The sequence below is a fragment of the Peribacillus sp. FW305-BF15 genome (genome assembly GCF_058783805.1).
Genome location: NZ_JBYSYV010000003.1, coordinates 165,205 through 184,769, shown reverse-complemented (window position 1 = coordinate 184,769; position 19,565 = coordinate 165,205). Strand labels below are relative to the sequence as shown.

Sequence of the window (19,565 nt, the reverse complement as noted above, 5' to 3'; positions counted from 1 at the left end):
ATCCCCGGGTGGCTTAAAAAACCACAATGAATGTTAAGCGATACATAACGGCTGCCGTTCATGATATAAGCCATATCCTCTTGCCGGCTAATGAATAGAAGTAACGTTCCTTCACCTCGCTGGAGTCAGGAATTGCCTTGATCAATTTTCCTGAAGCTGAATGGGACTGTGAAAAAATAAATTCATCACTATTGAAAATGTATGGGATGGGGATTGGATTTATTCCACAGCCGGGGAAAAAATAAAAAGGAGCGGACGCAAAAAAAGCTTCCGGAAATCGGAAGCCCTTCGTCTTAAACGTATAGGAAGGAAGATACATTTTCTTCAGGCAGGATATTGCCTACAAAGAAAGAGCCAAATGCAGCGTATCGTGCACTCACTTCATCAAAACGCATTTCATAGATTAATTTTTTGAATTGAAGGACATCATCTGCGAATAGAGTCACGCCCCATTCATAATCGTCAAAACCGACAGAGCCTGAAATGATTTGTTTTACTTTACCGGCATAACTGCGGCCAATCAAGCCGTGGGAACGCATTAAGCCTTTGCGCTCTTCCATGGAAAGCATATACCAGTTATCATCGCCATCACGACGCTTGTCCATTGGATAGAAGCATACATGTTTCGCTTTTGGCAGTATCGGATAAAGTCTGGAACGAACATGAGGGTTCTGGTATGGGTCCTCACCATCTCCGCCAGCTAAGTAATTGCTTAATTCCACGACCGAAACGTATGAATAAGCGGGAATTGTATATTCGGCAAGCTTCGTTTTGTTGAATTCGTTTTCGATTGCATTCAATTCTTCCATGGTCGGGCGGGCAAACATAAGCATGAAGTCCGCTTTCTGACCAACGATGGAATATAGGGCATGGCTGCCTTCATTGTCGCTTTGTGTCATATTCCATTTATCCAGTAAACCTTGGAATTCCGAGATGGCCAATTGGCGTTCGTCACTTGATAGCGTTTTCCAGGAAGCCCAGTCGATCAGGCGGAAATCATGTAAACAATACCAGCCGTCCAGTGTTTGTGCTGCTTCACTCATTACAATCACTCCTAAGTCTTATTATAACTTTAATATAGCATAGTTTCAGTATAAGGAAATTTATATCAACCCGCAAACACCATCACTGTTTTTCGGTGTTTCTGTAATTTTCAAATTTGCGGAGGGCTGGAATTTACCTGGCTGCTGGAGTATTCTTAAAAGAAGACGACAATGGATTTTACCGGATGGTTAAATATAGAAAAAATGGGGGAAACGTATCTAAAAAGGAGGAAGAGCCAATGAGTGATTTATTTGAAATATTGGAATCGAAAATTATGGGGCATAATCTAAAGATCGTTTTTCCGGAAGGGTTGGATGAACGGATTTTGGGAGCAGCAGGCAGGCTTGCCCAAGCTAAACTGGTGACACCGGTATTGATCGGGGATATCGGGTTGATTCAAGAGAAGGCAAAAGACTTAAAGATCTCCCTTGATGCAATCGAAATATATGATCCGAAGAATTATATCATGATGGATGAAATGGTTGAAGCGTTCGTGAAGGTCCGTGATGGTAAAGACACTGATGTACAAGCACGTGAAATCTTAATGGATGAGAACTATTTTGGAACCATGCTCGTCCATATGAAACTGGCACATGGAATGGTTAGTGGCGCAACGCATTCTACTGCCGATACGGTTCGTCCAGCCTTAAAGATCATTAAAACAAAGCCGGGCGTCCAAAAAACCTCGGGAGTGTTCATCATGGTCCGGGAGGAAGAGAAATATGTATTTGCGGATTGTGCGATCAATATAAACCCGAGTTCCCAGGACCTGGCTGAAATTGCTATAGAAAGTGCGAAGACTGCATTAATGTTCGATATCGAACCGCGTGTGGCGATGCTGAGCTTTTCGACAAAGGGATCGGCAACATCCCCCGAGACCTTAAAAGTGGTTGATGCCGTCGATTTGGCAAAGGAAATGGACCCTGAAGTCATCCTTGATGGGGAATTTCAGTTTGACGCGGCCTTCGTCCCTTCTGTGGCAAGGAAGAAAGCACCGGATTCCCTTATTCAGGGGGATGCGAATGTTTTTATTTTCCCAAGTCTCGAAGCTGGGAACATTAGCTATAAGATGGTACAGCGCTTGGGTGGCTTCGAAGCGGTCGGTCCGATCCTTCAGGGGCTGAATCGTCCGGTGAACGACCTTTCGAGGGGATGCAGTGAAGAGGATGTATATAAACTGGCTGTCATTACAGCTGCACAGGGATTTGTGGCGCAGTATCAATAGGCAGCTTGAGGATTAAATGTAGAGGGAGATTCGTATGGGTGAGACAGATTCATTATTAATGCAGCAAGAGTGGAGGATTATTGATCAATCTTCCGTTGGACCTCAGTTTCCTGCTCTGGAGTCCTTTGCGATGGATGATACATTTTGCGCTTCCGTTGGGTCAGGTAAATCAGCGGCCGTAGCCAGGGCGTGGGTACACCACCGAACCATCGTCATGGGTATACAGGATACGAAGTTGCCTTTTCTTAAAAAGGGCTTGGATCATTTGGAGGAACATGGTTTCCGGGCCATCGTGAGGAATTCCGGAGGGCTTGCAGTCGTCCTGGATGAGGGGGTCCTTAATTTTTCGCTCATTTTTCCTGAAAACGAGCAGAAAATTGAAATCAATCGTGGATATGATGCGATGTGGGAGCTTGTCCAATTGATGTTTGCCGATTTCCCGGTCAAGATGGAGGCGCGGGAGATCGTCGGTTCCTATTGTCCCGGCAGTTATGATTTAAGTATAAATGGGCAAAAGTTTGCCGGTATATCCCAACGCAGGATCCGCAATGGTGTAGCGGTGCAAATCTATTTGTGTGTCAATGGAAGCGGGGCTGAACGTGCCAGTCTCGTGAAGGGTTTTTATGATGCAGCTAAAGGAAATGCAGAAACCAAATTCGCTTATCCTGATATCGTCCCTTCGGTAATGGCATCCCTAACCGAATTGTTGGGTGTGCAATTGAGCGTTCAAGACGTGATGCTCAGATTCCTTCAAGTATTGAAGGAACATAGCGAAAGGATATTCTCTGACACACTTTCCGCTGAGGAATGGCCGCTGTATGAGGCGTACTTGACGAGAGTGGTCGAACGCAATGATAAAGTGTTCGATGCATTAAAGGATTGATATGAAAGAAGCCGTTCCATTAAGTCAGGAATGGCTTCTTTCATTTAATACGACTTTAGCATTCACTGAAACTGTAAAAGGACTGTATGATAGGCGGAGATAGTATTCCTTCTTTCTTGAAACAATGAAAAAAAGAGCCTTGTTGGCTCCCTTTTTTCGGATAAATAGGGGTGAAACGGCCTCTGGCATGTGGTTGATCTATATAACAGAACCCCACATTATCTTATTACTCGGCCATTTTTTCCAAATTGCCATTCCGGTCCATCTTGAACTTCGTTGCCGGACGTTCCTCTTCCTCTAACAAGACCAGCTTTCTTGCTCGATTCATGATATTCATCAAAGTTTCATAATCTTCCTGCATCAAGCCGCTGTTTTGTTCTAGGTGGCTGATTTTATTCTCCAAATCTTCGTTTCGCTTTTTCAGTCCTTTAATTTCAAGCTTCAATCTTTCATTTTCGGTTTTTAATACTTCGGCTTGAAGCATGCGGCCGTTCATGAATTCCAAATAGGCGATGACGGCATCAAGGCTCATGGCCGATTCCAAAGTAACTGGTGTGTGCTGTGTCTTAGGAGTGAGGGCTTCTGCCACAACGAATTCCTCTGCTGCTTCATAATTGGCAGTATCGACTTCGGTATTCAACTCTAGTTCCTCCTCTTGTACATGGGGAACCATTATGTCGGAAATCGTTGGGGACGGCGGTGTATAAAGAAGCCGTTTTTTCCCTCCTTGATCTTTTCCAAGGATCCTTTGCCGCTGCTTACGCTGTTTCTTGGCAAGGGATAGCGCTTTATCATAATTATGGCGGACAACTGCATTCCAGCGGAATCCGCATGCTGCAGAGGTACGATTCAACTTATCTCCTACCTCTTCAAAAGCATTAAGCTGAGTGCTGCCTTCCCGCACATGGCGCAATACCGTTTCTGCCAAAAGCAAATCATCTTCTTCTGTCCAGGCGTCTTGACGAACCTTCATTTCTACATACTCCCTTTCTGGTAACTTTTAAAATAAATAACTATATAAAATATCGTGTGGCAGTGATTTATGGGTGTTCTACTAGCATTTTGGACAAAATATGGATTTTTTATACAAAAAGGTTAAAAGGATACTAGTTTTTTGATTAATTACATCATTTTTCACATCATTCAGCCCTCTTGATATTCATAAGTAGAAACGGTAAAATACCTTTTAGTCATATAAATGGATGAAATACAGTTTGTCATGGAAAGGATGGTGACCGGAGGATGTCCAATGAATTCAGAGTGTGCGATGACTGCTTGGCGGTAAACATAAAAACATTGATCCCGCGTCTTGAAAAGCTTGATCCCGACGCGAAAATTGAAGTGGGCTGCCAATCCTACTGCGGTCCTGGCAGAAAGAAGTCTTTTGCCTTTGTCAATAACCGTCCGGTTGCTGCACTGACAGAAGACGAGTTACTAGATAAAATCAATAAAAAACTAAAGTAGGATCCATGATATATAGGTAGAGTGGATTGTTTCTTATGATATATGGAACCAGTAATCATCACCCAGATTCGACACACTGCGGTGATTTTTTATTTCCTTATTTTCGAGACAAAACCAGACTGGAACTTCCGTTTTCTTACAAAATGCCCCCTCTTACTAGCGAGGTGGAAGTTAGGGTTTTTTGTCAAAACACGCTATAATGAGTGCATCGAGATTATGAAAAAGAGGGTAGTTCATGGGATATTCCGGCGAAAAATTACAAGAAGAAAAAGTATTCAAGGATCCGGTGCACCGATATATACATGTTCGTGACCGGGTTATATGGGATTTAATAGGGACGAAGGAATTCCAGCGGCTTCGTAGGATCAAACAGCTGGGAACGACTTATTTAACCTTTCATGGTGCGGAACACAGTCGGCTTAGCCATTCGCTTGGAGTATACGAGATTGTCCGGAGAATCGTGGATGATGTTTTCGAGGGCAGACCGGAATGGAAACCAGAGGAGCGGTTACTATCCTTGTGCGCAGCCCTCCTGCATGATTTGGGTCATGGTCCTTTCTCTCATTCTTTTGAAAAAGTGTTTGATCTGGATCATGAGCAATTCACGCAGCAGATAATCGTCGGCGATACGGAAGTGAATAAGATCCTCCTTAGAGTTGGGCGTGATTTTCCAAAAAAAGTGGCAGAAGTCATCGCGAAAACCTATAAAGGCAAATTAGTAGTCAGCCTGATTTCAAGTCAGATCGATGCTGATAGAATGGACTATTTACAGCGTGATGCTTATTTCACTGGCGTGAGTTATGGTCATTTCGATATGGAAAGGCTTTTGCGTGTGATGAGGCCAAGGGAAGAACATGCCGTCATAAAGCAGAGCGGGATGCATGCGGTTGAGGATTATATCATGAGTCGCTACCAAATGTATTGGCAGGTTTATTTCCATCCAGTTACGAGAAGTGCGGAGGTCATACTTACCAAGATCCTTCATAGGGCGAAACATTTATATGAATCCGGTTATGAGTTTGCCCAAGAACCGCACCATTTTTATTCATTGTTCAAGGGAGAAGTGACTTTAACGGACTATTTGAAAATGGATGAATCGGTGATGCTCTATTATTTCGAAGCATGGGAAGAGGAAAACGATGCGATTTTAAAAGATTTATGCACTCGCTTCGTTAACCGTAAACTATTTAAATATGTGGAATTCCATCCGTCGAACAGTCAAATGAACAGATTGATGGAATTAAGGACGCTATTCAAGAAGGCAGGCATCGATCCGGATTATTATCTTGTCGTCGATTCCTCATCAGATCTGCCGTATGATTTTTACCGGCCGGGTGAGGAAGAGGAGAGACTTCCAATTCACTTGCTTAAAAATAATGGCGAAATTCGTGAATTATCACGTGAATCCGAAATTGTCGATGCAATTTCAGGGAAAAGAAGAACGGATCATAAGTTGTATTATCCAGCGGATTTATTGCGTGATGAATCTACGAAGAAAAATATTAAAAAACAGATCCGCAAGCTTTTGGAGCTATCGGATTAAAGTGGTACATTTTTGGTGAGGAGTGACGAGCCTTGTTTAAGGATCATGCAAACATTATCAATGCAATTTCTACTGCCGGTGAAATCTCGGGTCGAAAAAAATTACAAAAAATCGTTTATATCGCGAAGAAGCTGTCCTTCCCATTTCATGAAAAGTTTCAATTTCACTTTTATGGACCGTATTCGGAGGAGTTGACCTTACGGATTGAAGAGCTCTGCGAAATGGGCTACTTGAATGAAGTAAGGGAAAAAAAAGCAGGCTATTATCAATATTGTTATTCGATAACGGATGCCGGCCAGGATTTCCTATCCATACAGGAAGTGGAGATGCCGGCACTTGAGGCATGCTTACAGGATATGAACGAACAGAATGCCAGGTTTTTGGAGCTGGTTTCAACGGTATTATACTTCGACACGCTTGAAAAAGAGGAAGTCACCGAGAAGATTTTTACGCTGAAAAGCAAACAAAAATATACCCATGAAGAAATTGATGAGGCATATGAATATATTGAGCAGTTAAAAACAAAAGCTAAGCCGAATTGATGGCTTAGCTTTTCCCATTATGTAAATCTTATAGATCGCTTTTACGGACACCGGCTACTGCTAAATGATTTTTTGACATTTCTTCAATGAAAATCGTCACGGCTTCAGCTGGTGCTCCAGTTGTTTCCGTCACGGCTGCAGTCACCTTTTCGACTAAAGCCTTTTTTTGTTCGTCTGTACGGCCTTCAAGCATTTTGACTGTTACATATGGCATCTCTTTTCCCCCCCTTCCTCTCTTATCTTGTAGTGTTTCACAATGGAAAAAGAATTGCAAGACACGGAAGTCAGAGTTTTTTCACTTCATGAGCTTTTGATGTATACTAACGGTAATAAACAATGGGGGAGAAGCTATCGATGGAATTCATTGATCAAATAGAACGGTTTTTGGTTTATCCTTTGGAAATGCTTCCATATGTCATTGTGTCACTGTTGATCGCATTTACGGTTCATGAATTTTCCCATGCGTATGTGGCCTATAAGTTCGGTGACCCGACAGCTAAGAATGAAGGAAGAGTAACATTGAATCCGATTTCACATTTGGATCCGATCGGAACTCTGTTGATATTGATAGCCGGATTTGGTTGGGCGAGACCTGTACCGGTCAATCGTTTTCATTTCAAGAATCCAAAATTGGCAGGAGTGCTCGTCTCTTTTGCCGGTCCGTTCAGCAATTTGCTTGTTGCAATTTTGGGGTACTTGATTTTTTACTGGTTGCTGGCGGCAGGCGTTGGACCTGATTTACCGTTCTTCGTTAAGCCATTCTTCGAGGTGCTCATCAACTTGAATATCCTTTTGTTTGTATTTAATCTGTTACCGCTGCCGCCTCTCGATGGTTATAGGATCGTTCAGGATCTTGTTTCCGCAGACTTGCGAGCAAAAATGACCCAGTATGAACAATATGGCTCCCTTATTTTTTTGATTCTGATCATCACACCGCTGAGTCAATATACAATTAGACCGGTTTTGGGTACTGGTACTAAGTTTGTGGGAGACACCTTGAGTCAATTTTTTTCACTTTTGTTTTTTAACCAATAATAAGGAATGACAAACAATAAAGGGGGATATGAACATGGAAGAACAACCAAAGAAAAAGGTAGGCTTCAATATTATAAAAAACGACCCAACAGAAGGTCATGGCGGATATGGGGCAGGGGTATTAACACTCGATAATATTTCCCCGGTCATCATCGATGTGGATGCGGGTGAAGCAGAGGTCGATATCGGTGCGATGCACGCAAGGAGTGCAGTGGAAAAAGGGATCAAGTTCTTAAAGACTAAAGAGGAAGTTCCGAATGCCAAACCCTACTGGCTTGTTTGGGTGACCATTGAAGCCACTCAAAATGGTCCGCACTATGCAGGTGTGACAGCATGTGAAATGACGGTCGACAGGTCAATTAGACGCGGTTACAAATCGCTTCCGGAGCATGTTAACCGGATGGATAAATCGCTAAAACGAAAGATCATCGTTGAGGAAATGGACGATAAGTCAAAACGTGTGCTCGCAGACTTCCTGAAAAACCATGATGCGGGAATGTGGGAGCGTTCTTCAGATCAGCTGAAGGAGTCATTGACGGTTTGAATCTCGTTTGATGGATGAAATGTTAAGTTTAGTGAAAAATGCACTTGTAGGAAAGCGATAAAATCAGTAAACTTAAAGACAGCAGTTTAGTCACTGTGGAACTAGGACAGAAAAACCCCCGAAGCCTCTGCAGGCTTCGGGGGTTTTTTGTTATCCCCAAGGTTTTAAGATTTTCTTGTACCAAGGGGCCTTTTTAAGTTCTTCTTCTTTTGGGGCATGTTTCGGATTCCCGCCCTTAAAGTGCTCGGCACAGTATTCGACAGGCTCGGTTCCTTTAACATAATAAGTCATTCTTGAGACGGGACAATCCTTTGTGGCCAATTTTCCGCTTACGGGATTCACGTTTACCCCGATTACGTTTTCGGTTTCCTTAAATGATTTTGCCGGTTTACCTTTTAGACCCTTTTCCATATAGGAAGCCCAGATTTTCTTTGCATAGCCTTTTTCAGCAGGGATCTCGATTCTTTTGCCTTGGTCATATCCAGTCCATACTCCTGCTACGAGCTCCGGTGTGTAACCGATCATCCAGCTATCCGTCGGGGTGGAGCCTGATTTGCCGGCATATGGGCGGGTCAGCTGGGAACTGATGGTGCTGCCGGTCACTTTCGTATAGCCATTTAACGTTTCATCGAAAACACCTGTAAGCATCTGGGTCATGACAAATGCCTTGTCCTTATCCAGAATCTGTTTGGGTTTCTCCTTTTCATCAAAAATCACTTCACCTTTTTGATTTTCCACCTTTTTGATAAACACGGGTTCCACCTTCTTGCCGCCATTGGCCAGAATGCTGTATGCGTTCACCATTTCAATCGCCCTAACACCTGACGTACCGAGTGCCAGGGAAGGGACCGCATCCATCTTTGCCGTGATTCCGAATCGGCGCGCGGTATCGACCAATGACTGTTCCCCAAGGAACAAATGCGTTTTTACGGCAAAGATATTATCAGAAAGAGCAATGGCCTGAGCCATCGTGATTTCGCCTTCCGCATACTGATGGTTATAATTATGCGGTGTGTAAGATGAGTGACCATCATCGAAAGAAAAGGTAGTTGTCTCGCTTTTCAAGGTGGTGGACGGTGTGTAACCATTCTCCAGCGCTGAATAGTATAGCAATGGCTTCATGGTTGACCCAGGCTGGCGAACGGCCTGGGTGGCCCGATTGAATGGAGACTCGGAATAATCTTTACCGCCGACCAGCGCACGGACCTCCCCGGAATCCGGATCCATTGCCACTATCGAGGCTTGAATGCCTGAAGACTTGGGTATGGTACTGGAAAGGACCTCTTCGGCAGCATCCTGCTGGGTTTCGTCCAGTGTCGTATACACCTTAAGGCCGCCGAGCTCGATCGTCCGGTCATCTAAATGAAGCTGAGATTTTAAAGCCTGCTTGACGGCATCCTGGAAATAGGGAGCGGTCTTCTTGGTGACCGTTCCGTGTTCTCCTTTTAATGTAAGGGATGTTCGCAGCGCTTCCGCGATATCCTTTTCTGAAACGTAGTTTTTGCTTTTCATGGATTGCAGGACAACTTTCTGCCTTGATTTCGCTTTTTCAAAGTTATCCAATGGAGAATAGTTTGACGGCCCTTTTGGTATTCCGGCCAGCATGCTCGCCTCTGGAAGAGTCAAATCCTTGGCATCCTTGCCAAAGTAATATTGACTTGCAGCTTGGGCTCCATATGCGCCATGGCCATAGTAAATCGTATTTAAATAGCCTTCTAGAATTTCCTTTTTGGAGTAGTTCATTTCTAAACGTATCGTATAAAAGGCCTCATTAAGTTTACGCGACCACGTTTTGTCATGCCCAAGAAACAGGTTCCGGGCATACTGCTGAGTAATGGTGCTCGCACCCTGGACCTTGGACATTGCCTTAATATCGGCAAGGATGGCACCGCCGATCCGCTTTATATCAAATCCATAATGAGTGTAAAATTGGCGATCTTCAACGGCGACAGTCGCTTTGATGAGCTGTGGTGAAATCGACTCCATTCCGGCCCAATAACGCTTCTGGCCATTATCTGTTTCACCGATCACATTTCCATCATCACTATAATAGAGAGTGGACTGCGGCACGACCAAAGGAGGCGGACCTAATATTTTTGCGTAAATCAGTAAAGAGAGAAGCAATACAAAGAGTATTGTCAGCCCGATTGCTGCAAGGATAATGAAGGCCCGTACATATTTAGTTGTCCTTTTAAATCGTTCGCTTGGAATCAATTCCATTGCTTTCACCTCTCTTATCGGGTAAGAATCTAGTATCTATTACTATTATGGAAAAAAAAGAAAATTTTAAACATAAGAACTGCATTTAAGAAATTTATCTTGCAATTCTGCTAGATTCGTCTATAATTTTTCTAGCTAATGACTATACCGATTTTGGGGAACCTATAAGGTGACTGACAATATGAAATGGAAAAGGAGCGTTAATAAATGAGCATTTGGTTTACTGAAAAACAAACAGAGAACTTTGGTATTACGATGAAAGTGAATCGTACTTTACATACGGAGCAAACTGAGTTTCAAAAGCTTGATATGATTGAAACGGAAGAGTGGGGCAATATGCTATTGCTGGATGACATGGTAATGACTTCACAGCGCGATGAATTCGTTTACCATGAAATGGTAGCCCATGTTCCTTTATTTACCCATCCTAATCCAGAAAACGTTTTGGTTGTAGGTGGAGGGGACGGAGGAGTTATCCGTGAAATCCTTAAACACCCAAGCGTAAAAAAAGCTACATTGGTGGATATCGATGGGAAAGTCATCGAATACTCAAAGAAATACCTGCCGGAAATTGCAGGCATGCTTGAAGATCCGCGTGTAGACGTACAAGTTGGGGATGGCTTCATGCACATCGCCAAAAGTGAAAATGAATATGACGTGATCATGGTCGATTCAACTGAACCTGTCGGACCTGCTGTCAATTTATTCACAAAAGGTTTTTATGCCGGGATTTCCAAAGCTTTGAAAGAAGACGGGATTTTTGTGGCACAATCCGACAACCCTTGGTTTAAAGCGGACTTAATTCGCGATGTACAACGTGATGTGAAAGAGATATTCCCAATCACGAGCCTGTATTTAGCGAATATCCCGACGTATCCAAGCGGCCTTTGGGCGTTCACGATCGGATCGAAAAAATATAATCCATTAGAAGTGACTGAAGGTCGTTTCCATGAAATGGAAACTAAATATTATACAAAAGAACTTCATAAAGCAGCATTCGTTCTGCCTAAATTCGTTCAAGATTTAGTGAAGTAAGGGAGGCATGGACCATGAAATTCGATGAAGCCTATTCAGGCAATGTATTCATTAAAAGCCACCCTGTTTTTGAGGAATCTGAAGCTGTGCTATACGGCATGCCGATGGACTGGACGGTAAGTTTCCGTCCGGGATCTCGCTTCGGCCCTACCCGGATTCGTGAAGTTTCGATTGGTTTGGAAGAGTACAGCCCGTATTTAGATCGTGAATTAGAGGAAGTTAAATTCTTTGATGCCGGGGACATTCCATTACCATTTGGCAATCCGCAGCGCAGTATCGATATGATTGAAAAATTTGTCGACAGCTTGTTGGATGCAGGTAAGTTCCCGATGGGTATGGGAGGGGAACATCTTGTCACATGGCCTGTCATAAAAGCCATGTTCAAAAAGTATCCCGATATGGCCATCATCCATATGGATGCACATACAGATTTACGTGAGGATTATGAGGGAGAGCCGCTTTCCCATGCGTCCATCATCCGTAAATCCGCAGAACTTATCGGCCCGAAAAATGTATACTCTTTCGGCATTCGTTCCGGTTTGAAGGAAGAATTCCAATGGGCAAAAGAAAATGGCATGCACATCTCTAAATTTGAAGTTCTTGAACCTTTGAAAGAAGTACTGCCGCAGTTAGCTGGCCGTCCTGTATATGTGACGATCGACATCGATGTTCTTGACCCTGCGCACGCGCCGGGAACAGGCACCGTTGATTGTGGAGGCATTACTTCCAAAGAGCTTTTAGCTTCGATTCATGAGATAGCACGGTCTGAAATAAATGTGGTCGGCTGCGATTTAGTAGAAGTCGCACCAATCTATGATCCATCCGAGCAAACTGCGAATACGGCGAGCAAGCTGATTCGCGAAATGATTCTAGGGTGGGTTCAAAAAGGTTAATGATGGAAGAATTGACTGTTCCTGTTTTTTTAGCGGGAATGGTCTTTTTTTATCCGTGGATAGAATTAAGGGCTCTTTTTGAATAATTCCGCCCAATGAGTCATTATTGCGTTAAAATCAAATGGATTGCAACAACTTGATTTCGACAGCACACTTTTGGTTTAACACTTTATTTTCCGCTCCAAGTTGAAACTTCCTTGAAGAATATTTATACTTATAAAGTTAAGAACGACATGATGAAGGAAGTGTAGCTTTGACTCTTCATGATATAGATAAGCATGCTATTAAAGTGACTTTACAGACAAAAATCAAGCACGGTTCAGAAACGGAAACGTATGAGCTGGTCACATTTGGTACAAAAATGTATAAAGGTGCAGATTTATATTTGCAATATAAAGAGGAAAATGAAACCGGTCAAACACAAACGACCATCAAGCACAAACCGGATGAAACGATCCTGCTTAGAAATGGTGCCATTAAAATGAGGCAGCTTTTCCGCCTGCAGGAAGCGACAAATGGGCATTACGAAAGTATATATGGCAGGTTAGGATTACGGACGACTACGAAGAAGATCCATCATCAATGGGATGAGCAGTCCAAACAAGGGAAACTTGTCCTTAAATATACGTTACATATGCAGGGAAGCGAACCCGGTCAATATGAGATGACTATTTCCTACAAGGAGGAAGCATAACGCATGAATATAGTAAAAGAGGTACAGGAAAAACTGAAAGAAGAGATTAAAGCGGCAGTCATTAAAGCCGGTTTAGCAACGGAAGAGCAAATTCCGAATGTTGTATTGGAGTTGCCAAGAGATAAGACACACGGAGATTATTCCACGAATATGGCCATGCAATTAACGAAGATTGCAAAGAAAGCGCCAAAGATGATAGCAGAGGCAATCATCGAAAACTTTGACAATTCAAAAGCATCCATCGAAAAAATTGAAATTGCAGGACCGGGTTTTATCAATTTCTACATGGATAATGCTTATTTGACAGAACTGGTTCCTGTCATTTTGAAAGTGGATGAAGCATATGGGGAAAGTGACTTTGGTAAAGGCGAAAAAATCCAAGTGGAGTTCGTTTCCGCGAACCCGACCGGTGATCTCCATCTTGGTCATGCCCGTGGTGCAGCAGTAGGCGATACGCTATGTAATATCCTAGCTAAAGCAGGTTATGATGTTTCACGTGAATACTATATCAATGATGCAGGCAACCAAATCAATAATTTGGCCATTTCCATAGAAGCCCGTTATTTCCAGGCACTTGGACTCGAAAAGGATATGCCTGAGGGCGGTTATCATGGCGAAGATATCATTGGCATCGGTAAGACGCTTGCAAGTGAGTATGGGGATAAATATGTAAATGCCGATGAGAAGGAACGTTTTGAATTTTTCCGTGAGTACGGCTTGAAATATGAAATGGAAAAACTGAAAACGGACTTGGGTAATTTCCGTGTCGGATTTGATGTATGGTACTCCGAGACATCCCTCTATCAAGACGGTAAAATTGATGAAGCACTTAAAGTGTTGAGGGAAAGGGGCCATGTTTACGAGGAAGATGGGGCTACATGGTTCCGCTCTACGGAATTAGGCGATGATAAAGACCGGGTGCTTATTAAGCAGGATGGGTCTTACACATATCTGACACCGGATATTGCCTATCACCGTAATAAATTGGAACGCGGCTTTGAAACGCTGATCAATATCTGGGGTGCAGATCACCACGGCTATATCCCTCGTATGAAAGCGGCGATCGAAGCATTAGGGTACAACCGCGAGCAGCTTGAAGTGGAAATCATCCAGCTTGTCCACTTGTACAAGGATGGCGAGAAAATGAAGATGAGTAAACGTACCGGTAAAGCAGTTACGATGCGTGACCTGATTGATGAAGTGGGTCTGGATGCAACACGTTATTTCTTTGCAATGAGAAGTGCGGATACCCATATGGACTTTGATTTGGATCTTGCGGTCTCACAATCCAATGAAAACCCGGTTTATTATGCACAGTATGCCCACGCCCGTATTTCCAGCATTTTGCGCCAAGGTGTGGAACAAGGGATCAGCTATGAAGGAGTCACTGATTTCTCTGCCCTATCTACTGAAAAAGAAGTGGAGCTTTTGAAGAAATTAGGAGAATTCCCGCAGGCAATAGCGGAAGCAGCCGAAAAACGGATGCCTCACCGTATGACGAACTATATATTCGACCTGGCCTCTACATTCCACAGTTTCTACAATGCAGATAAGGTTCTGGATGTTGAAGAAATGGAAAGAAGTAAGGCGCGTCTTGGACTGGTCAAATCCGTCCAAATTACGTTAAAGAATGCATTGGCCATCATCGGGGTTTCGGCACCGGAAAAAATGTAATGGAAAAAAGCGGCTGTTTCTAGCGAAACAGCCGCTTTTTTAGGTTATTTAGCACTCAATGGCTCCGCCGCTCACCCTTTTTACACCTCGAATCTTAGCCATATCTTCAATCAGCTGCAACATTGCCCGATCCTTCATCTTGGCCTCGATCATGAAATCCGCGTCCTCTCCAAGATCCTTAAGCACTTTAAAAAGGGGCATGATGAAGTCCAAATCGATATAATCTGCATGCGAGCGAAATTCACCTGCCGATTTTGGGGATGAAATATGAATCTTTGGTACCGCCCCTGCTTGAATCCAAGTGGTGAACACCTCGGTGAGCAGCTCGTTAAGCGGCTCATCTGAAAGGTTTGCGAGATGATGGTGATAATCGAATACAAGCGGGATTCCCTCCCTTTTACATACGCCGAGGGTTTCAGATGCTGTATAGGTTTTATCATCATTCTCCAAAGTCATTCTTTCCTTGATATGCATAGGCAGTGATTTAAGGTTGTCATGAACCCTTACAAGGGCGGACTCTTTATCACCATAGGCCCCACCGACATGGATATTGATGAAAGAGGTGTCCGCAATGCCCATTGCATCAAGCATTTTATAATGGAACTCCATATCTTTCACTGCATTTTGTGTGATCTCGGGCTTAGGGCTGGTGAACAGAGTAAACTGATTGGGATGAAAGCTGAGCCTCATCTTGTGTGCAGTGGCCCAATCGCCAAGCTGTCTCCACTCTTTCTTAAAAGGAGTGACGAAATCCCATTCGATTTCGGGATGTGTCGCTAAAGGAACAATGGAACTGGACATCCGGTATACTTCTATTTGGTGTGCCGTGTTATATTGAAGGACCCTTAAGGTATTTTCAATGTTCTGCCTTGTCACATCCAGAAGCTTTTCCATTCCTTTTTCTGCGCCAAGTGTGCTATATCGCTTGAAAGTAAGTGTCTTAGCCGGAGAAGCCTCCCATAAACAGGTGGCATTGGATACGAACCCAAATCTTATTTTCATTATATTTTTCTCCTTGAGCAAAGGGTTGTCAAAGAAAAGGAGAAAGGATGGAAGCCAGCGATTCTTTTGCTGAACGGACTACATTCATGCTGGAAAGAGCGTCCCCGTTCAGCGGTTTGGATTCGGCCAGGTCCACTGCCAATTCCTTTTCTACATCTTTTATAAATGTCCGGTCAAATACGGTGCAGTTCATTTCACTATTTAAAAAACAACTGCGTTTATCAAAATTAGCCGTACCGATATCACACATTATATCATCGATCAGCATCACTTTAGAATGGTAGAACCCTCTTTGAAATTGCATGATTTCCGCCCCGTCTTTTATTAGTACCCGAAAATAGGGAAAAGAAGCTTCTTTTACAAGGGCGTGGTCTGAAATTTCAGGTACGATGACCGTAACGGAAACATTGCGTGCAAGGGCATCCCTCAATTCCTGAAATAAAGTTTCACTGGGAATGAAGTATGGAGTCCCGATAATGATTTTTTTAGTCGCTTGACGAATCATGTGTGTCAGTGACTGTTCAAGATCACTGCCATTCGAGACGACAAACTGATGGGCCTGCGTCCCGGGAGTCAATGTCGGAAAATAGGCAGGCGTTCCTCTGTAATCCTCGTTTGTATCATAGAACCAATCCGAGAGGAAGACTTCCTGAAGGTCCTTTACACCTTCCCCGGTCATTTTTAAATGGTAATCCCTCCATGGGTTCAGCTTCTCCCCTTGGTTTATATACTCCTTACCGATATTAAAGCCGCCAAGATAGCCGATCTTTCCATCTATCACCGAGATCTTACGGTGATTTCTTTTTTGTATGGTATAGAAAAGGAAGGGGAGTTTCGGTTTAAAGCTGAAAGAAAAATGAACGCCGCTTTCAGTCAGCTCCTGAATGGTTTGGCGGGACATTTTTTTACTCCCTATCCAATCGACTAAAAGCCGCACTTCCACGCCCTCTTCCGCTTTTGACTGCAGTAACTTCAAAAAGTCCTTGCTGAATTTATCGTTTTTTACTATATAAAAAAGGATATGGATGGAATCCTGAGCTTGCCTGACTTCCTTGATATAATCTTCAAACAGGATTTTCCCTGATGTGAATACAGTTATTTCGCTATTCCGAGGCGGATATTTAATGTTGGTTGCGTGCTTCGAATAACGGCTATGCCCTACCTTGAGATCAACCCAGCACCAAGAGAAGATCAATAAAAATATAGAGGCAATCGTGGTGATTATCTTCAAAAAAAATCCCCCCTAAATGATTATATTTAGTTTGGCTCTAATTCCCTGTCAGTAACCATTAAAAAGAGGGAAAGGGTCTTCATTTTTTTTGAATGCGGAAGGGGAATGCATGGATTTGTCGAATTATATAATTAAGGGGCAGAAAAATTAAATGATTTTTAAAAGAAAAAAGTTGACTGAATGCTCATTCATTATATAATGGAATTAATTAAATTTCAGAAAAATGCCAAATTTCCCATAATGGTACCTGGCATTTTGCAATTTACTAAAGAGGGGGAAAGACTGCATGGAAATGAATGGTTTACTGTGGATCAACTTAGTTGCATTCCTGCTTGTAACCGCTTACGCCGCCGGTTTGTTTATCTATTTGATAAAGACTCGTATTGCTTATATAAAACTTGGCAAAAAAGTGGAATTCGATAACCGTGTGAAAGATCGTCTTGTCAAAATAGGGGTGTATGTATTTGGACAGAAGAAGCTCTTTAAAGATAAAAAGAGCGGGATCATTCATGCCTTGTTATTTTATGGTTTCATATTAGTGCAATTTGGTGCACTTGATTTTTTCGTTAAAGGCTTAAGGCCGGGGTGGCATTTACCGTTCGGCCCTGTTTATCCGGCCTTTACTTTCTTCCAGGAAATTGTGACGCTTACCGTTCTTGTTGCAATCCTATGGGCGGCATACCGCCGTTATGTCGAAAAGCTTGTTCGCTTGAAAAGGGATTTCAAAGCAGGTTTGGTTGTCATCTTCATTACCGGTATCATGATCACCGTATTACTGGGGAATGGAATGGGAATGATCTGGCATGGACACGATGCAACCTGGTCAGAGCCAGTCGCATCGAGCATTGCATTTCTATTCGGCTGGATGGGGACAACAGCGGCAACCGTCGTTTTTTATGTAGCTTGGTGGCTGCATTTACTAATCATATTATCTTTCCTTGTGTATATCCCGCAATCTAAGCACGCTCATTTGATTGCCGGTCCAATAAATGTATTCCTTAATCGCCTGGACAATCCGGGGAAACTGAAACCGGTTGATTTGGAAGAAGAGATTCTCGACAAAGAAGGCAATCAATATTACGGTGCCAAATATATCGAGGACTTGACGCAATATCAAATGGTGGACCTCTATGCCTGTGTGGAGTGCGGTCGCTGTACGAATATGTGCCCGGCCACAGGTACCGGGAAAATGCTGTCTCCGATGGATATCATAATCAAGATGCGTGACCATTTAACTAATACAGGTGCTGCCGTTACAACGAAGCAGCCATGGGTGCCATCTTTTGTTTTTGGAAATACGAAGGGAAATAAGATCGCTCTGGCTGGTGCCGCGCAGGGGGTGCAGGAATCAGCTGCAGCAACAGAAGCATACAGTCCGAGCCTGATTGGCGAAGTCATTACGGAAGAAGAACTTTGGGCTTGCACCACATGCCGGAACTGTGAAGATCAATGCCCGGTAATGAATGAACATGTCGACAAGATCATCGATATGCGCCGTTATCTAGTGCTTACTGAAGGCAGACTTGATCCCGATGCACAGCGTGCCATGACGAATATCGAGCGTCAAGGGAACCCGTGGGGATTGAACCGTAAAGAGAGAGAGGATTGGCGAAGCCTTCGGGAAGATGTCAGCGTCCCAACCGTGAAGGAATTAAAAAAGGCAGACGAAGAATTCGAGTATTTATTTTGGGTGGGTTCAATGGGGTCGTACGATAACCGAAGCCAGAAGATTGCCCTTTCCTTTGCTAAATTATTGAATGAAGCGGGCGTCACATTTGCAATTCTCGGAAATAAGGAGAAAAACTCAGGGGATACTCCACGTCGATTAGGTAATGAGTTTGTTTTTCAGGAACTTGCCATGAAAAATATAGAAGAATTCCAGAAGAATGAAATAACGAAAATCGTGACGATCGATCCGCATGCATACAATATCTTTAAGAATGAGTATCCAGATTTTGGCCTGGAAGCGGAAGTGTATCACCATACTGAGCTGTTGGCCAAACTTGTCAGTGAAGGCAGGCTGGTGCCGCAGTATCCGGTGAATGAGACGATTACATTCCACGATTCCTGTTACTTGGGAAGGTACAATGAAGTTTACAGCCCGCCGCGTGAAATCTTACAATCCATTGATGGAGTGAAACTTATTGAGATGGAGCGTAACCGTGAGAAGGGTATGTGCTGCGGAGCTGGAGGCGGTTTGATGTGGATGGAAGAAGAAACTGGAAACCGCATTAATGTCGCCCGTACCGAACAAGCGCTGGCCGTCAGTCCAACAGTGATCAGCTCAGGATGTCCTTATTGCCTGACCATGCTATCTGATGGGACGAAGGCAAAAGAAGTTGAGGAAAATGTTAAAACGTATGATGTAGCTGAACTACTCGAAAAAGCGGTCATTGGTGAAAATAAATCGATTGCCTCTTAATTTTAAATGGAATTGCCTGCTTCCTCTAAATGAGATTCAAATGGAAGCAGGCAATATTTTCAATATTTATAAACTAAATATTTTCATTTTTGAGAAAAATGTGTAATATAATAT

Annotated in this window: 18 protein-coding genes; 12 read left to right on the top strand and 6 right to left on the bottom strand. The window is 43.3% G+C overall.

The features are described 5' to 3' along the window. Positions 1–293 precede the first annotated feature (293 nt). Positions 294–1,043 carry a hydrogen peroxide-dependent heme synthase gene (hemQ, locus tag AC3WLU_RS04195; protein ID WP_053536913.1) on the bottom strand — a complete coding sequence of 250 codons (750 nt, stop codon included), beginning with the start codon at positions 1,041–1,043 and terminating at the stop codon, positions 294–296. A gap of 239 nt (positions 1,044–1,282) precedes the next feature. On the opposite strand from hemQ, the gene pta reads away from it, so the two are divergent. After that, positions 1,283–2,269: a phosphate acetyltransferase gene (pta, locus tag AC3WLU_RS04190; protein ID WP_034315909.1), complete on the top strand. Its 987-nt coding sequence runs from the start codon at positions 1,283–1,285 to the stop codon at positions 2,267–2,269. 34 nt (positions 2,270–2,303) lie between these two features. Next, positions 2,304–3,152, top strand: a complete 849-nt coding sequence (lipL, locus tag AC3WLU_RS04185; protein ID WP_098864419.1) for an octanoyl-[GcvH]:protein N-octanoyltransferase — start codon at positions 2,304–2,306, stop codon at positions 3,150–3,152. 226 nt (positions 3,153–3,378) lie between these two features. Here the strand turns inward: lipL and AC3WLU_RS04180 are convergent, their stop codons facing one another. Continuing rightward, the gene (locus AC3WLU_RS04180; protein ID WP_492596853.1) at positions 3,379–4,125 is read right to left on the bottom strand and encodes an RsfA family transcriptional regulator; all 747 of its coding nucleotides are present in this window, start codon (positions 4,123–4,125) and stop codon (positions 3,379–3,381) included. A 269-nt stretch (positions 4,126–4,394) separates the two neighbouring features. Between AC3WLU_RS04180 and AC3WLU_RS04175 the strand changes: the two genes are divergently transcribed. From AC3WLU_RS04175 to AC3WLU_RS04165, 3 genes are all read left to right on the top strand, one after another. Further along, the gene (locus AC3WLU_RS04175; protein ID WP_034315903.1) at positions 4,395–4,616 is read left to right on the top strand and encodes a YuzB family protein; all 222 of its coding nucleotides are present in this window, start codon (positions 4,395–4,397) and stop codon (positions 4,614–4,616) included. A gap of 235 nt (positions 4,617–4,851) precedes the next feature. After that, a complete protein-coding gene (locus tag AC3WLU_RS04170; protein ID WP_034315900.1) occupies positions 4,852–6,159 on the top strand; it encodes an HD domain-containing protein in 1,308 nt (435 codons plus the stop codon). A gap of 32 nt (positions 6,160–6,191) precedes the next feature. Further along, positions 6,192–6,701 carry a YwgA family protein gene (locus tag AC3WLU_RS04165; RefSeq protein WP_268591315.1) on the top strand — a complete coding sequence of 170 codons (510 nt, stop codon included), beginning with the start codon at positions 6,192–6,194 and terminating at the stop codon, positions 6,699–6,701. Positions 6,702–6,729: 28 nt separating this feature from the next. Here the strand turns inward: AC3WLU_RS04165 and thmT are convergent, their stop codons facing one another. Then, complete coding sequence (gene thmT, locus AC3WLU_RS04160; RefSeq protein ID WP_034315897.1) at positions 6,730–6,915, bottom strand: 2-hydroxymuconate tautomerase; 186 nt, start codon at positions 6,913–6,915, stop codon at positions 6,730–6,732. 140 nt (positions 6,916–7,055) lie between these two features. On the opposite strand from thmT, the gene AC3WLU_RS04155 reads away from it, so the two are divergent. Together AC3WLU_RS04155 and AC3WLU_RS04150 are read left to right on the top strand one after the other, a co-directional pair. Further along, positions 7,056–7,736, top strand: coding sequence for a site-2 protease family protein (locus tag AC3WLU_RS04155; protein WP_492596852.1), 681 nt, complete (start codon positions 7,056–7,058; stop codon positions 7,734–7,736). Between the two features lie 34 nt (positions 7,737–7,770). Next, positions 7,771–8,280 (top strand): YwhD family protein, encoded by a 510-nt coding sequence (locus AC3WLU_RS04150; protein ID WP_098185023.1) that lies wholly within the window; start codon positions 7,771–7,773, stop codon positions 8,278–8,280. Positions 8,281–8,430: 150 nt separating this feature from the next. Here AC3WLU_RS04150 and AC3WLU_RS04145 read toward each other — a convergent pair whose 3' ends face one another. After that, positions 8,431–10,500 carry a transglycosylase domain-containing protein gene (locus tag AC3WLU_RS04145; protein WP_492596851.1) on the bottom strand — a complete coding sequence of 690 codons (2,070 nt, stop codon included), beginning with the start codon at positions 10,498–10,500 and terminating at the stop codon, positions 8,431–8,433. 207 nt (positions 10,501–10,707) lie between these two features. On the opposite strand from AC3WLU_RS04145, the gene speE reads away from it, so the two are divergent. From speE to argS, 4 genes are all read left to right on the top strand, one after another. Then, on the top strand, positions 10,708–11,535 hold the full coding sequence (speE, locus tag AC3WLU_RS04140) for a spermidine synthase (protein ID WP_367234753.1): 828 nt from the start codon (positions 10,708–10,710) through the stop codon (positions 11,533–11,535). Between the two features lie 14 nt (positions 11,536–11,549). Continuing rightward, positions 11,550–12,428, top strand: coding sequence for an agmatinase (speB, locus tag AC3WLU_RS04135; RefSeq protein WP_034315888.1), 879 nt, complete (start codon positions 11,550–11,552; stop codon positions 12,426–12,428). A 253-nt stretch (positions 12,429–12,681) separates the two neighbouring features. Beyond that, entirely contained in the window at positions 12,682–13,122 is a 441-nt protein-coding gene (locus tag AC3WLU_RS04130; protein WP_268935969.1) for a YwiB family protein, read from the top strand. Between the two features lie 3 nt (positions 13,123–13,125). Next, the gene (gene argS / locus AC3WLU_RS04125) at positions 13,126–14,796 is read left to right on the top strand and encodes an arginine--tRNA ligase (RefSeq protein ID WP_145506359.1); all 1,671 of its coding nucleotides are present in this window, start codon (positions 13,126–13,128) and stop codon (positions 14,794–14,796) included. Between the two features lie 48 nt (positions 14,797–14,844). On the opposite strand, the gene uvsE is transcribed toward argS, so the two are convergent. Together uvsE and cls are read right to left on the bottom strand one after the other, a co-directional pair. Next, a complete protein-coding gene (uvsE, locus tag AC3WLU_RS04120; protein ID WP_492596850.1) occupies positions 14,845–15,798 on the bottom strand; it encodes a UV DNA damage repair endonuclease UvsE in 954 nt (317 codons plus the stop codon). Between the two features lie 28 nt (positions 15,799–15,826). After that, positions 15,827–17,029 (bottom strand): cardiolipin synthase, encoded by a 1,203-nt coding sequence (cls, locus tag AC3WLU_RS04115; RefSeq protein WP_283929675.1) that lies wholly within the window; start codon positions 17,027–17,029, stop codon positions 15,827–15,829. Between the two features lie 292 nt (positions 17,030–17,321). Between cls and AC3WLU_RS04110 the strand changes: the two genes are divergently transcribed. Next, positions 17,322–19,451 (top strand): (Fe-S)-binding protein, encoded by a 2,130-nt coding sequence (locus AC3WLU_RS04110; protein ID WP_095678807.1) that lies wholly within the window; start codon positions 17,322–17,324, stop codon positions 19,449–19,451. Positions 19,452–19,565: the final 114 nt, after the last annotated feature.